Raw genomic sequence first — 13200 nt, forward strand, 5'->3', positions numbered from 1 at the left:
AGGTATCTCACCGACCGAGGAGGACACGCAGGGATGCCATGTTGCCACGTGCCCTGGTGGTGCGCAGTATTTTCTGCGGACTGACCGTCCGCTAGCCCGCACCCCGGGAAGCCGCCGATCTCTCTCCCGGAAACGGAGAAGGCCCCGCCGGATCGGCGGGGCCTTCTGCAGTCTGTGGTCGTGGGGTCAGTCGCCGGCGAGGGACGCCGCGCCGATGATGCCCGAGTTGTTGCGGTGGATCGCCGGGACGATCGGCGTCTTGAGGTCGAGCAGCGGCAGGAAGTCTCCCGCGTTCTTCGACACGCCGCCGCCGACCACGAACAGATCGGGGCTGAACAGGAACTCGATGTGCGAGTAGAACTTCTGCAGACGCTCTGCCCAATCGGCCCAGCTGAGCCCCTCGCGCTCGCGTGCCGAGGTCGCGGCGTAGGTCTCGACGGACTCGTACTCGCCGAAGTTCAGGTGACCGAGCTCGGTGTTCGGAAGCAGCACGCCGTCGTAGAGGAACGCCGACCCGATGCCGGTGCCGAGGGTCGTGAGAAGCGTGAAGCCGCGCACGTCACGGGCGGCGCCGTGGCGAGCCTCGGCGACGCCGGCCGCATCCGCGTCGTTCACGAAGACGATGTTGCGCCCGAGGCCGTCGCGGAAGAACCGCTCGGCGTCGAAGTCGACCCACTCCTTCGAGACGTTGGCGGCGGAGAGCGTCTTGCCGCGCTTGACGATGGCGGGGAACGCCACGCCGAGGGGGAGAGTCGAGTCGTGCACGTCGAGAGTCTTCAGAACCGTCTTCACGGCCTCCAGGACGTCCTGGGGCGATGCGCCCTCAGGAGTGGGGACGCGCACCCTGTCGGAGGCCATGATGCCGTGCTCGAGGTCGACCAGACCTGCCTTGATACCCGTGCCGCCGATGTCGACGCCGATCGCTTTTGCCATGGTCGATAGCTTAGCGACCGCCGCCAGCGCCAGTAGGATCGATGACACCACGTGATGAAGGGGATCTGCCATGTCGAACGGCGATGAGAAGTACTGGTACAACCTGGAGACCGGTCAGGTGGAGTTCGGCATGATCTCGCCGTCCGCCGATCGGGTCGGTCCCTTCGACACCGAGCATGAGGCCGCCCATGCCCCGGAGAAGATGCAGGAGCGCTCGCGCGCCTGGGCCGACGAGGAAGCAGCCGAGAGCGGCTGGGACGCCGGCATCGGCAAGGGCGCAGAGTAACCGTGGACAAGCAGAGGGATTTCGTCCTGCGGACGATCGAAGAGCGCGGCGTCAAGTTCGTGCGCCTGTGGTTCACCGATGTCATCGGCACGCTCAAGTCGGTCGCGATCGCGCCGGCCGAGGTCGAGGGAGCATTCGCCGAGGGAATCGGCTTCGACGGCTCGGCCATCGAGGGACTCACCCGCAGCTACGAGTCCGACCTGCTCGCGCAGCCGGACCCGACCACTTTCCAGACACTCCCGTGGCGCGGCGAGATCGACCCCACCGCGCGCATGTTCTGCGACATCACCACGCCCGACGGTCGCCCTGCGGTCTCCGACCCCCGGCACGTGCTCAAGCGGACGCTCGCGAAGGCGGCGGACGCAGGATTCACCTTCTACACGCATCCCGAGATCGAGTTCTATCTGCTGAAGTCCTCGTCGTTCGGTCCTGAGGGCCCCGTCCCCGTCGACTCGGCCGGGTACTTCGACAACGTTCCGGGCGGAACCGCGCACGACTTCCGGCGTCGTTCGGTGCGGATGCTCGAGGACCTCGGCATCTCGGTGGAGTTCAGCCACCACGAGGGCGGCCCTGGTCAGAACGAGATCGACCTCCGCTACGCGGATGCGCTGACGATGGCAGACAACGTGATGACCTTCCGCACGGTCATCAAGGAGGTCGCGATCGAGCAGGGCGTCTACGCCACCTTCATGCCGAAGCCGCTGAGCGGACACCCGGGAAGCGGCATGCACACGCACATGTCGCTGTTCGAGGGCGAGCGCAACGCGTTCTACGAAGAGGGCGCCAAGTACCAGCTCTCGAAGACAGGCCGGCACTTCATCGCAGGCCTCCTGCGGCACGCCAACGAGATGGCGGCGGTCACGAACCAGTTCGTGAACTCGTACAAGCGTCTCTGGGGCGGCGATGAGGCTCCGAGCTTCGTCACGTGGGGCCACAACAACCGTTCGGCGCTCGTACGCGTCCCGATGTACAAGCCGAACAAGGGCGGCTCGTCGCGCGTGGAGTACCGCGCGCTCGACTCCGCGGCCAACCCCTACCTCGCGTACGCGCTCATGCTCGCCGCGGGCCTCAAGGGCATCGAGGAGGAGTACGAACTGCCTCCCGAGGCCGAGGACAACGTGTGGTCGCTCAGCGACGCCGAGCGTCGTGCTCTGGGTTACTCGGCGCTGCCGGCGAGCCTCGACCACGCGCTCGAGTACATGGAGAGCTCCGAGCTCGTCGCCGAGACGCTGGGGGAGTCGGTCTTCAACTACGTGCTCCTCAACAAGCGCAAGGAGTGGGAGGCCTACCGAGGCCAGGTCACGCCGCTGGAGCTGAAGAACAACCTCGAGCTTCTCTGAGCGTCGCGCATGGCCCGTTCGGACGACTCCGTCTCTCTCTCCGCGCTGGCCAGGCTCGGGTTCGCCGAGCTCAGCGAGGCCGCGGCCAACCTCGCGGAGCTTGCGACCCTGCTGGGCGTCGAGCGATCGTTGCTGCTCGGTGAGGCCGACGGCGCCGACCCCGATGCCGCGGTCGAGGGGATGCTGCGCGTGGCGCGGCGCGACCCCGCCCCGCTGGCCGCGTTGTTCGTCGACCCGGAGTCGCGTCGACGGGTCTGGCGGGTGTTCGGCGCATCGCAGGGTTTCGCGGACTTCTTCCTGAGGCACCCGGACCAGATCACGGTGCTGGGTGAGGCCACGAGCGAGCTGCCGTCGGCAGATCAGCTGCGCGAGCGGTTGCTGGACGCGGTGGGGGCGCGCGACGGGTTCGCCGAGTCCGCAGACGATGCGGCGGTGGTCACGCTGCGCGTCGCCTACCGCCGCAACCTCGCCGAGATCGCCGCGTTCGACCTCACGGCGCACAGTCCGGTGCGCATCGTGGGCGACGTCGCCGCGGCGCTGGCCGACATAGCGGGAGCCGCGCTCGAGGCGGCACTCGCGGTCGCCCGCCGACGTCTCGCAGACACTCTGAGCCGCGAGCAGGTCGCGGCGACGCAGCTCGCGATCATCGGCATGGGCAAGGCGGGTGCGCGCGAGTTGAACTACGTCAGCGACGTGGACGTCATCTTCGTCGGCGGAACGACCGACGAGGAGGTTTTGTCCGAGGCACGGGCTATCGACATCGCGACGCGCCTCGCGCGAGAGACCATGCGCGGCCTCAGCGGGATCGAGGTGGAGCCTCCGCTGTGGGAGGTCGACGCGGCGCTGCGCCCCGAGGGCAAGCAGGGCGCTCTGGTGCGATCGCTCGCCTCACACCTGGCCTACTACGACCGCTGGGCCAAGAGCTGGGAGTTCCAGGCCCTGCTGAAGGCTCGGCCCCTCGCGGGCGACCCCGACCTCGGCGCGGAGTACATCGCCGCCGTGCAGCCCAAGGTCTTCTCCAGCGCCGCTCGCGAGAACTTCGTCGACAGCGTGCAGCGCATGCGCGAGCGCGTCATGGAGCACATCGATCCCGAGGATGCGCCGTACCAGCTCAAACTCGGCTCGGGCGGGCTGAGGGACATCGAGTTCACCGTGCAGCTCCTGCAGCTCGTCCACGGCCTCACAGACCCCCGTCTGCGGACGAGAGGAACCCTCGAGAGCATCGATGCCCTGGTCGAGGGCGGCTACATCGGTCGAGCTGAAGCCGCATCGTTCGCCGACGATTACTGCATCCTGCGGCTGATGGAGCACCGACTTCAGCTGAAGGAGCTCAGCCGCACCCACCTGATGCCGCGGACCCCGGCGGGGCTCCGCGTGCTCGCGCGCAGCACGGGTCTGGGGGAGTCCGGGGAAGCGATCTGGGCGCGGTGGGAGAGCGTGCGCCGCGAGGTGCGCGACATCCACACCCGGCTTTTCTATCGCCCCCTGCTCAGCGCCGTGGCCTCGCTTCCCGAAGAGGAGCGCACGCTGTCGACGGCGCAGGCGCACGACAGGCTGATGGCCATCGGCTTCCGCGACCCCGCCGGAGCCCTCCGCCACATCGGCGCGCTGACCACCGGTCTCAGCCGGAAGGCGACCATCCAGCGGCACCTGATGCCGGTGATGGTGCGCTGGTTCGCCGACGGCAGCGATCCCGACTACGCCCTGGTCGCCTTTCGCCGGATCAGCGAGCGACTCGGCGACACGCCCTGGTTCCTTCGGATGCTCCGCGACTCCTCCGGTGCAGCGGAGAGCCTCACGAGGCTCCTGTCGTCGTCGCGGTACGTCGGCGAGCTCATGGAGTGGATCCCCGAATCCGTCGCGTGGCTCGACAGCAGCGATCTGCTGCGCCCGCGCAGTGGTGCCGCGATCGACGAGGAGGCGCGGGCGATCCAGACCCGCCACAAGAGCGTCGGCGACGCGCTGCAGGCTGTCCGCGCGCTCCGTCGCCGTGAACTGTTGCGCACAGCCATGGGCGGCGTGCTCGATGTGCTCTCGATCGAGCAGGTCGCCACTTCGCTCACCGAGATCACCGACGCGACCATCCAGGCCGCGCTCCGCGCCGTGCGCCGCGAACTCGTTCCACCCGAGGACGACGCGCTCGACTTCGCCGTGATCGGGATGGGGCGGTTCGGCGGTGCAGAGCTGGGCTTCGGGTCGGATGCCGACATCCTCTACGTGTATGACGCGAACGGCGTCGATCCGCAGCGTGCGCAGACCCTCGCGACACGCATCGTCGCGGGACTGCGCGAACATCTCACGGATCACAGGGTGCCGCTGGACCTCGATGCGGACCTGCGCCCGGAAGGCCGCAACGGACCGGTCGTGCGATCGATCGACGCGTACGCCGAGTACTACCGACGCTGGTCGCTGTCGTGGGAGGCGCAGGCCCTGTTGCGTGCACGCGGCGTCGCCGGCAGCACGACGCTCATCGAGAAGTTCACCGCTCTCGCCGACAGCATCCGATATCCCGCCGAGGTGGACCTGCAGGGAACCAGGGAGATCAAGCGCATCAAGGCGCGCGTCGAGGGGGAGCGGCTGCCTCAGGGCGTCGATCCGCGGCGACACCTGAAGCTGGGCCCCGGCACCCTGAGCGACGTCGAGTGGTTGGTGCAACTGCTCCAGTTGCAGCACGCGCACGAGGTGCCCGAGTTGCGCACCACGTCGACGCTCGGGGCGCTCGAGGCGACAGTCGCCGCGGGGTTCGTCCCGGCGGAGTCGGCTGACCTGCTCCGTGACGCGTGGCTCCTGTCCAGCCGACTGCGCTCAGCCATCACGCTGTACACGGGCAAGACGAGCGACGTGCTGCCGACCGACCCGCGCCAGCTCGACGCCATCGGCCGGCTGCTGGGCTACCCCGACCGCTCGGCGAGCGTGCTCGACGACGACTACCTCGGCGTCACCCGTCGTGCGCGACGGGCGTTCGAGCACCTCTTCTACGGGTAGCCCCGCGGTGCGAGTCACGGGCGGGCGCGTCATTTGCTTTTCGCCTGCTGGTCGCTCAGGCTGAGCGCATGACGATCTCGAAGCTCGGTGTGATCTGGAACCCCTCGAAAATCGATGAGGGCAAGCTGCGCGCCGCCGTGTCCGACACATTCACCTCGGACGTCGAGTGGTGGGAGACGAGCGTCGAGGATCCTGGTCGGGGGATGGCGGCTCAGGCCGTCGAGGCCGGCTGCGACGTCGTGGTCGCCGTCGGCGGCGACGGCACTGTGCGAGCAGTGGCCGAGGCGCTCGCGGGCACCGAGACGGCTCTCGGAATCGTCCCGCAGGGAACAGGCAACCTGCTGGCGCGAAACCTCGAGATCCCGCTCAACAACATCCCCGCGGCGCTGAAGCGCGTCCGCGACGGGGACCCGCGCAAGATCGACATCGGCTGGGTGGATCTGGACGGCACCGAACACGTGTTCGTCGTGATGGTCGGCTTCGGGATCGATGCGCAGATGCTCGTCGAGACCGACGACGACCTCAAGGACAAAGCGGGCTGGCTCGCCTACGTCGAGGCGATGGGTCGCGCACTCGCCGGCACCGAGATGACCGACATCACGGTCACGCTCGATGACGGCGATGCGCAGGAGCTTCGCGGCCACACCATGCTGATCGGCAACTGCGGGATGGTGCAGGGCGGCATCCGTCTGCTTCCGGACGCGGTTCTCGATGACGGTCTGCTCGACATGCTGCTGGTGAGCGCCGACGGACCGCTCCAGTGGCTCGACACCGTGCGCACGTTCGTCTGGGAGAACGGAATCCGTCGCATTCTCGGCAGCGTCGACGAGGCCGTCAGCAGCGACTCCACGCGCCACATCTCGGCAGAGAAGGCGACGATCGAACTGTCGTCGCCGCTGGCCTTCGAGATCGACGGTGAAGAGGTCGGCGAGGTCTCGAAGTTCTCGGTGCGGGTTCAGCCCGCGGCACTCATCGTTCGCTGAGCGTTCCCGGAGGCACGACCTTGCGGTCCTGCGTCGGGAAGACGACCTTCTGAACGATGATGATGACGCTCGCGGCGACCGGGATGGCGACCAGTGCGCCCAGGATGCCACCGAGCGCTCCACCGGCGACCGCTGCGATCACGACGAGGGCTCCGGGTACGGCCACTGCCTTGTTCATGATGCGCGGCGACAGGATGTATGCCTCGATCTGCATGTAGACCAGATAGTAGATGAAGGCGATCAGTGCGGTGACCGGGCTCACGATCAGGCAGATCAGCGAGTTGATGATCGAGGCGCTCAGAGTGCCGACAAGAGGGATCATCGAGCCGATGAAGGCGATCAGTGCGAGCAGCGCCGGCACCGGTGCGCCGATGATGCTCAGCACGATGAGGCTCAGGATGCCGTTGACGAGCGCGAGGCTCGCCTGGCCGATCACATAGCGTCCGACCGCACCCGACACGTCGTCGAGGAGCCCGCTGAACGTGTCGCGCTGGTAGGCGGGGACGAAGCGTGCGGCCACCTTCTTGATGCTGCGCAGCGAGGCCATGAAGTAGAGCGTGAGGATGAGGACGATCGTGACGCCCGTGAATCCTCCGGCGATGCCGGCACCGACGGCGAACACGCCGCCACCGATATCGGCGAGATTGCCGGGATCCTGGAGGAACGACAGGATGCCGTTCGCGGCGTCCTCGAAAGTCGAGCCGAACTGGTCGTTGAGGTCCTTGAACCAGGCCGAGGCCATGATGTCCTTGACCATCTGCGGGCCGTTCTCGATCAGGTTCGCGATCTGCTGCACGAGGATCGGGACGATCGCGAGGATGATGCCTGCGAAGGCGAGGACGACTCCGGCCACCACGATGGCGACCGCCGCAGGCCGGGGGAGCTTGCGCTCGAGGAAAGAGACGATCGGATCGAGGCCGAGCGCGAGGAAGATCGCCACTCCGATGTAGACCAACACGGTAGCGAGCTGGTTGACGATGCCGCCGAGCATGAGCGCGACGAGAACACCGAGTGCTCCGAGCAGGCCGTACATGAACGGGTTGATGCGGGCGATCGCCGCGGCCGCCGTCTTCGGCTGCGCCGGGGGAGTCTCGGTCGTGTGCCGCAGCAGCTGCTTCTCGGTCTTCCGGCGCATGGCGTCGTCCCCTCTGTAGTTCCCGACCTCTCAGTGCACCATCCGTAGCCCATTGAAGCAAGCGCGACACGGTCACGGTTGCGCGCGTGAAACCCGTGCGCGATGTCAGAGGTGTGTGGGATCGTTCCGAGATGCAGAACCTCACGCTCAGACGGTGGTCCGGCGACGACCTCGGTCTGCTCCGCATCGCGAACACCCCCGAGATGACGACGCACCTGAACGGGGTGGAGACCGAAGAGCAGCTGTTCGAACGCAACGAGCGGTATCTGCGCCTGTGGCGAGCAGGCGAGGCGAGGATGTTCGTCATCGAAGACGAGCACGATCGAGCGGTCGGATCGATCGGTTTCTGGCACGCCGCATGGCGCGGCGCACCGGCGCTGGAGACCGGGTGGTTCGTCGTCCCGGGGGCGCAAGGGCACGGCGTAGCCTCGAGTGCGCTCTCCCTGTTGGTCGACGACGCGCGCGCTCATCGAGACGGACGGCGCTTCCTGGTGGCGTTGCCTTCCGTCGAGAATCCCGGGTCGAACGGGCTGTGCCGCAGGGGTGGGTTCGAGCTCGTGGGCACGATCACCGAGACGTTCCGAGGATCCGAGCTGACGATGAACGAATGGGTTCTCGACCTCGAGGCATGAGCGCCGCCACCTGAGTCTCATGTCCGTCTCACGGGGGATGCCTCGAAGCCAGCGCCTTCGTACGGTGGATGATATGACGGATCCAGATAAGGACTCGAAGAACAAACCGCAGAACGGTCTCGCTGTGGGCCTTGGCCTCGGAATCGCTGTCGGAGCGGGGCTCGGACTCACTGTTTTCGACAACCTCGCACTCGGCATGGGGATCGGGCTCTCGATCGGTCTCGCGATCGGTCTCGCCGTCGACAATCGCAAGGGCGAATAGCCCACTCGTCCTCGCCACGGGCATCCGAGACCGCGGAACCGACACCGAGTGCGGCGGCACCGAATAGACCCTCGCCGCGACATGCGAAGAGCCCGCCAGGGCGGACCTGGCGGGCTCTCTCTGCATGTCTGAGGATCAGACGCCGAAGTACAGCTCGTACTCGAACGGGTGCGGGCGCTGAGCCATCGGCAGGATCTCGTTCTCGTACTTGTACGAGATCCAGGTCTCGATGAGCTCCTCGGTGAACACGCCGCCCTCGAGGAGGAACTGGTGGTCTTCCTTCAGAGCCTCGAGCGAATCCAGCAGGGAGTTCGGAACCTGCGGGATGTTCTTGGCCTCCTCGGGGGGAAGCTCGTAGAGGTCCTTGTCGACGGGCTCGTGCGGCTCGATGCGGTTCTTGATGCCGTCGAGGCCGGCCATGAGCTGCGCGGCGAAGGCGAGGTACGGGTTGCCCGATGCGTCAGGCGCGCGGAACTCGATGCGCTTGGCCTTCGGGTTCGAGCCCGTGATCGGGATGCGGATCGCAGCCGAGCGGTTTCCTGCCGAGTAGACCAGGTTGACCGGAGCCTCGAAGCCCTTGACCAGACGGTGGTAGCTGTTCAGGGTCGGGTTCGTGAAGGCGAGCACTGCGGGGGCGTGCGCGAGCAGGCCGCCGATGTACCAGCGCGCGATGTCGCTGAGCTGGCCGTAGCCGGCCTCGTCGTAGAAGAGCGGCTTGCCGTCGTTCCACAGCGACTGGTGCGTGTGCATGCCCGAGCCGTTGTCGCCGTACAGCGGCTTCGGCATGAAGGTGGCGACCTTGCCCCACTCTTCGGCGGTGTTCTTGACGATGTACTTGAACTTCAGGATGTCGTCCGCCGAGTGCACCATGGTGTCGAAGCGGTAGTTGATCTCCTGCTGGCCGGCGGTGCCGACCTCGTGGTGCGAGCGCTCGAGGATGAATCCGGCGTCGATCAGCTTCAGGGTGATGTCGTCACGCAGGTCAGCGGTCTTGTCGACCGGGCTGACGGGGAAGTAACCGCCCTTGTACGGGGTCTTGTTGGCGAGGTTTCCGCCTTCTTCTTCACGACCGGTGTTCCAGGCGGCTTCTTCCGAGTCGACCTTGTAGAAGCTCTCGCCGGCGGTGACCGAGTAGCGGACGTCGTCGAAGATGTAGAACTCTGCCTCGGGGGCGAAGACCGCGGTGTCGGCGATGCCGGTCGAGGCGAGGTACTTCTCCGCCTTCTTGGCGACCTGACGCGGGTCCTTCGAGTAGATCTCACCCGTGCGCGGGTTGTAGATGTCGAAGACCATCACGAGGGTGCTCGCCTCGCGGAAGGGGTCGACGTAGGCCGTGGTCACGTCCGGAATGAGCTGCATGTCGGATTCGTGGATGCTCGCGAAGCCTCGGATCGAGGAGCCGTCGAACAGCTGACCGTTGACGAAGAAGTCCTCATCGACGGTGGAGGCGGGGATGTTGAAGTGCTGCTGGACACCAGGGAGATCAGTGAATCGGATGTCAAGGAACTTGACGTCGTTCTCCTTGATGTAGGACAGCACCTCGGACGAATCTTTGAACATGTACGACTCCTGGATTGCGGATCGATGGCTTCACGGCCATTGTGCACAGTACGTGCGGGGCGTTACCCCACGGTATCCGCTTTGTTTCCGGCATGTTACGCGCCGGTAGGCTGGATACGTGACGGACGCTGTGAACACGTACCCCGGAGAACGACTCGGAATGCCGCAGACGGGGACCGGCAGCATCGCCCGCCCCGGCCGGCGGATCGGTGCTCTGCTGATCGACTACCTCGCGGCGACGATCATCGCGACCGGCTTCCTCGGATACGACCAGTTCGCGCTTCCCAGCGAGGCGGGGCTGACGCAGTTCGCCCCCATGGCGGTCTTCGCCGTGCTGCAGATCCTGTTCATCCCGACCGCCGGCGGAAGCCCCGGACACCGCATCCTCGGCATGCGGGTCGTGCGTCTCGACGGCGGATGGGTGGGGCTGTGGCGTCCGCTCGTGCGCACGCTGCTTCTCGTGGTCGTGATCCCGGCAGTCATCTGGGATGCCGACCAGCGCGGTCTTCACGACAAGGCGGCGGGGCTCGTGCTCATCCGAGCCTGAACGACGTCACTCCTTGCCTCGGTTGCGGCGTCGTGCCTCGCGAGGCGCGCGTCCGCCGAGGAACGATCGTGCCGGATCAACCGTGTACCCCTGGCGCAGGGCTTCGCGGCCGATGAGCATCCGGAATCCCATCTCGTCTCGGTTGCTCAGCGTCACCTCCGCGAGCACCTCGCGGTCGTGCAGGCGGATGAGCATCTCGACCACGAGTCGTTCCTGCGCATGCCCTGACGAGCTGCGGATCGCACGGCGATCATGCACGGGGGATTCGACGACCACCGTGTCCTCCTGGCTGTCCTGCCAGGGCTTCACTCGGAAGCGCACCCACGACACGCCGTCGCGCTCGAACTCCTGGATCTCGAATGCGTGCAGCGAGGAGGTGCGTGCGCCGGTGTCGATCTTGGCTTTCAGCCAATCGACGCCGAGATCGGGCAGGCTCACCCATTCTCGCCACCCGATAAGAGTGTTTGAATGGGATGACTTACTCACCCGACCATCCTGGCAGGAAATCCCCCGTGAAGATCGCAGTGCTCTCCCGTGCGCCGCAGGCGTACTCCACCCAACGACTGCGTGCTGCCGCGCTCCAGCGTGGTCACACCGTCAAGGTGCTGAACACGCTGCGCTTCGCGATCGATCTCACGGCCGATGAGCCGGATCTTCACTACCGTGGGCGTCAGCTCAGCGACTACGACGCGATCCTGCCGCGCATCGGCAACTCGATCACTTACTTCGGCACTGCTGTTGTCCGCCAGTTCGAGCAGATGGACGTGTACACGCCCAACACCGCGAACGGCATCTCGAGCGCGCGAGACAAGCTCCGCGCCAACCAGATCCTCTCCCGCCACAACATCGCGATGCCGCCCACGGCGTTCGTCCGCAACCGAGCCGACGTGCGTCCTGCGATCGAGCGCGTCGGCGGTGCCCCCGTCGTCATCAAGCTGCTCGAGGGCACGCAAGGCATCGGCGTGATCCTCGCGCCCCAGGTCAAGGTGGCCGAGGCGATCATCGAGACCCTGCACTCGACGAAGCAGAACGTGCTCATCCAGAAGTTCATCGCCGAGAGCCGCGGCCGCGACATCCGTGCGCTCGTCGTGGGTGATCGGGTCGTGGCGGCGATGCGTCGGTCGGCCGCAGGCGATGAGTTCCGCTCCAACGTCCACCGTGGCGGGTCCGTCGAAGCCGTCGAGCTCGATCCGATCTATGAGCGCGCGGCTGTGCGCTCCGCCCAGATCATGGGACTGCGTGTCGCCGGCGTCGACATGCTCGAGGGAGAAGACGGCCCTCTGGTCATGGAGGTCAACTCCTCTCCAGGTCTGCAGGGCATCGAGACCGCGACCAAGCTCGACGTCGCCGGTGCCATCATCGACTACATCGCCGGTCAGGTCGCCTTCCCCGAGATCGACGTGCGTCAGCGCCTCACGGTCTCGACCGGATACGGCGTCGCCGAGCTCATGGTGCACGGTGCGGTCGACCTCGTCGGCAAGACGCTCGGCGAAGCAGGCCTGTGGGAGCGTGACATCACGGTGCTCACCCTCCACCGCGGGGTGTCGGTCATCCCGAACCCCCGTAAGCACGTCGTCCTCGAAGCGGACGACCGCCTGTTCTGCTTCGGCAAGCTCGATGAGATGCGCTCGATGGTTCCCGAGCGTCGCCGTCGCCGCGCCAAGGTGCGCCGTCTTCCGCGCCAGCCGCTCTCGGAGTGAACGAAGAAGCGCGGCCGCTCCTCATCCGAGGTGCGGCCGCGCTTCTTCGTCTGCGGGCTGGATCAGCGCGGGCGCTGCGCCCTGACCTTGGTCGGGTCGATGCCCTTGGGGATCGGCAGCGATGAGATCGACTGCGAGACCGATTCGATCCGTCGGATGACGGCACCCATCGTCGCCTTGTCGATCACCTTGGGAAGCTTCTTGATGGTCTTGGCGAGGTCGGCGATAGCCACGTCGTCGTCGCCGTGTCCGACGTAGATCACGGTCACGGGAACACCGTGGGCCACGCGAGCGGCCTTGCTGCGCTCGTCGTTGACCAGACGGGTCAGGCGTCCGCGGGAGCCTTCGCCGACCACCACGACGCCGCCACGACCGACGGTGCGGTACACCGCGTCCTGCGTCTTCGGGTTGATGCCCACCGGTGTCTCAGAGCCCTGCCAGTTGCGGCCGAGGCTCGTGCTGATCACGTGACCGGTGGCTCCGGGCATACCGTCGATCTTCTGGTACATCGCCGAGGTCGACAGGCGGGTCATCAGGAACATCGCACCGAGGATGCCGAGCATCAGGCCCGAGATCCCCCAGAGGATGAGTGTCCACACCTGGAACGGCGGGATGAGGTAGCCGACGATGAGCCCGATCAGGACGCCGAGCACCAGCAACGCGATCTGCGCCCAGGGGAGCCAGGGGTAGATCTCTCTCGTGAACTTGAAGAGGGACTTGATCTGGGAGAAGAACCCCGGACGCTTCTCGGGCGCGGACGAACGGTTTGCCATGTGAACAAGAATACCGACTCCCGGCTGCGCTCATGTCGTCGTTCGCGTCAGGCGGATTCGCCCA

13 protein-coding genes are annotated in these 13200 nt (G+C 66.5%); 8 read left to right on the forward strand and 5 right to left on the reverse strand.

The window, feature by feature from the left end:
* Positions 1–186: 186 nt before the first annotated feature.
* On the reverse strand, positions 187–933 hold the full coding sequence (ppgK, locus tag ASF63_RS17645) for a polyphosphate--glucose phosphotransferase (RefSeq protein WP_056517137.1): 747 nt from the start codon (positions 931–933) through the stop codon (positions 187–189).
* Between the two features lie 70 nt (positions 934–1003).
* On the opposite strand from ppgK, the gene ASF63_RS17650 reads away from it, so the two are divergent.
* The 4 genes from ASF63_RS17650 (at position 1004) to ASF63_RS17665 (ending at position 6527) form a co-directional block, all read left to right on the forward strand.
* On the forward strand, positions 1004–1219 hold the full coding sequence (locus ASF63_RS17650) for a hypothetical protein (RefSeq protein WP_056307461.1): 216 nt from the start codon (positions 1004–1006) through the stop codon (positions 1217–1219).
* A 2-nt stretch (positions 1220–1221) separates the two neighbouring features.
* Positions 1222–2559, forward strand: coding sequence for a type I glutamate--ammonia ligase (gene glnA / locus ASF63_RS17655; RefSeq protein WP_042541155.1), 1338 nt, complete (start codon positions 1222–1224; stop codon positions 2557–2559).
* 9 nt (positions 2560–2568) lie between these two features.
* On the forward strand, positions 2569–5544 hold the full coding sequence (locus tag ASF63_RS17660) for a bifunctional [glutamine synthetase] adenylyltransferase/[glutamine synthetase]-adenylyl-L-tyrosine phosphorylase (RefSeq protein WP_056517140.1): 2976 nt from the start codon (positions 2569–2571) through the stop codon (positions 5542–5544).
* Between the two features lie 68 nt (positions 5545–5612).
* Positions 5613–6527 carry a diacylglycerol/lipid kinase family protein gene (locus ASF63_RS17665; RefSeq protein WP_056517143.1) on the forward strand — a complete coding sequence of 305 codons (915 nt, stop codon included), beginning with the start codon at positions 5613–5615 and terminating at the stop codon, positions 6525–6527.
* Here the strand turns inward: ASF63_RS17665 and ASF63_RS17670 are convergent.
* The gene (locus ASF63_RS17670; RefSeq protein ID WP_056517145.1) at positions 6514–7662 is read right to left on the reverse strand and encodes an AI-2E family transporter; all 1149 of its coding nucleotides are present in this window, start codon (positions 7660–7662) and stop codon (positions 6514–6516) included. The genes ASF63_RS17665 and ASF63_RS17670 overlap by 14 nt on opposite strands.
* Before the next feature lie 131 nt (positions 7663–7793).
* Between ASF63_RS17670 and ASF63_RS17675 the strand changes: the two genes are divergently transcribed.
* Both ASF63_RS17675 and ASF63_RS17680 read left to right on the forward strand, forming a co-directional pair.
* The gene (locus ASF63_RS17675) at positions 7794–8294 is read left to right on the forward strand and encodes a GNAT family N-acetyltransferase (RefSeq protein WP_056517400.1); all 501 of its coding nucleotides are present in this window, start codon (positions 7794–7796) and stop codon (positions 8292–8294) included.
* Positions 8295–8367: 73 nt separating this feature from the next.
* Complete coding sequence (locus ASF63_RS17680; RefSeq protein WP_056517149.1) at positions 8368–8556, forward strand: hypothetical protein; 189 nt, start codon at positions 8368–8370, stop codon at positions 8554–8556.
* A gap of 135 nt (positions 8557–8691) precedes the next feature.
* On the opposite strand, the gene glnA (ASF63_RS17685) is transcribed toward ASF63_RS17680, so the two are convergent.
* The gene (gene glnA, locus ASF63_RS17685; RefSeq protein WP_056307474.1) at positions 8692–10116 is read right to left on the reverse strand and encodes a type I glutamate--ammonia ligase; all 1425 of its coding nucleotides are present in this window, start codon (positions 10114–10116) and stop codon (positions 8692–8694) included.
* Between the two features lie 160 nt (positions 10117–10276).
* Here glnA (ASF63_RS17685) and ASF63_RS17690 point away from each other — a divergent pair, with 160 nt between their 5' ends.
* Positions 10277–10663, forward strand: coding sequence for an RDD family protein (locus tag ASF63_RS17690; RefSeq protein ID WP_120493660.1), 387 nt, complete (start codon positions 10277–10279; stop codon positions 10661–10663).
* A 6-nt stretch (positions 10664–10669) separates the two neighbouring features.
* Here the strand turns inward: ASF63_RS17690 and ASF63_RS17695 are convergent, their stop codons facing one another.
* A complete protein-coding gene (locus tag ASF63_RS17695; RefSeq protein ID WP_056517151.1) occupies positions 10670–11149 on the reverse strand; it encodes an ATP-dependent zinc protease in 480 nt (159 codons plus the stop codon).
* A 26-nt stretch (positions 11150–11175) separates the two neighbouring features.
* Between ASF63_RS17695 and ASF63_RS17700 the strand changes: the two genes are divergently transcribed.
* Complete coding sequence (locus ASF63_RS17700; protein ID WP_056517154.1) at positions 11176–12363, forward strand: RimK family alpha-L-glutamate ligase; 1188 nt, start codon at positions 11176–11178, stop codon at positions 12361–12363.
* A 62-nt stretch (positions 12364–12425) separates the two neighbouring features.
* Here the strand turns inward: ASF63_RS17700 and ASF63_RS17705 are convergent, their stop codons facing one another.
* On the reverse strand, positions 12426–13136 hold the full coding sequence (locus tag ASF63_RS17705; protein WP_056311620.1) for a DUF4191 family protein: 711 nt from the start codon (positions 13134–13136) through the stop codon (positions 12426–12428).
* Positions 13137–13200: the final 64 nt, after the last annotated feature.

Origin of the sequence: Microbacterium sp. Leaf320, from assembly GCF_001423485.1 — a bacterium.
GTDB lineage: Bacteria > Actinomycetota > Actinomycetes > Actinomycetales > Microbacteriaceae > Microbacterium.

Bases quoted from the DNA above. Each gene is read 5' to 3' on its own strand.
- ASF63_RS17680 (WP_056517149.1), top strand. From the start codon at position 8,368: ATGACGGATCCAGATAAGGACTCGAAGAACAAACCGCAGAACGGTCTC.
- ASF63_RS17660 (WP_056517140.1), top strand. From the start codon at position 2,569: ATGGCCCGTTCGGACGACTCCGTCTCTCTCTCCGCGCTGGCCAGGCTC.
- glnA (WP_056307474.1), bottom strand. From the start codon at position 10,116: ATGTTCAAAGATTCGTCCGAGGTGCTGTCCTACATCAAGGAGAACGAC.
- ASF63_RS17650 (WP_056307461.1), top strand. From the start codon at position 1,004: ATGTCGAACGGCGATGAGAAGTACTGGTACAACCTGGAGACCGGTCAG.
- ASF63_RS17690 (WP_120493660.1), top strand. From the start codon at position 10,277: ATGCCGCAGACGGGGACCGGCAGCATCGCCCGCCCCGGCCGGCGGATC.
- ASF63_RS17675 (WP_056517400.1), top strand. From the start codon at position 7,794: ATGCAGAACCTCACGCTCAGACGGTGGTCCGGCGACGACCTCGGTCTG.
- ppgK (WP_056517137.1), bottom strand. From the start codon at position 933: ATGGCAAAAGCGATCGGCGTCGACATCGGCGGCACGGGTATCAAGGCA.
- ASF63_RS17670 (WP_056517145.1), bottom strand. From the start codon at position 7,662: ATGCGCCGGAAGACCGAGAAGCAGCTGCTGCGGCACACGACCGAGACT.
- ASF63_RS17705 (WP_056311620.1), bottom strand. From the start codon at position 13,136: ATGGCAAACCGTTCGTCCGCGCCCGAGAAGCGTCCGGGGTTCTTCTCC.
- ASF63_RS17665 (WP_056517143.1), top strand. From the start codon at position 5,613: ATGACGATCTCGAAGCTCGGTGTGATCTGGAACCCCTCGAAAATCGAT.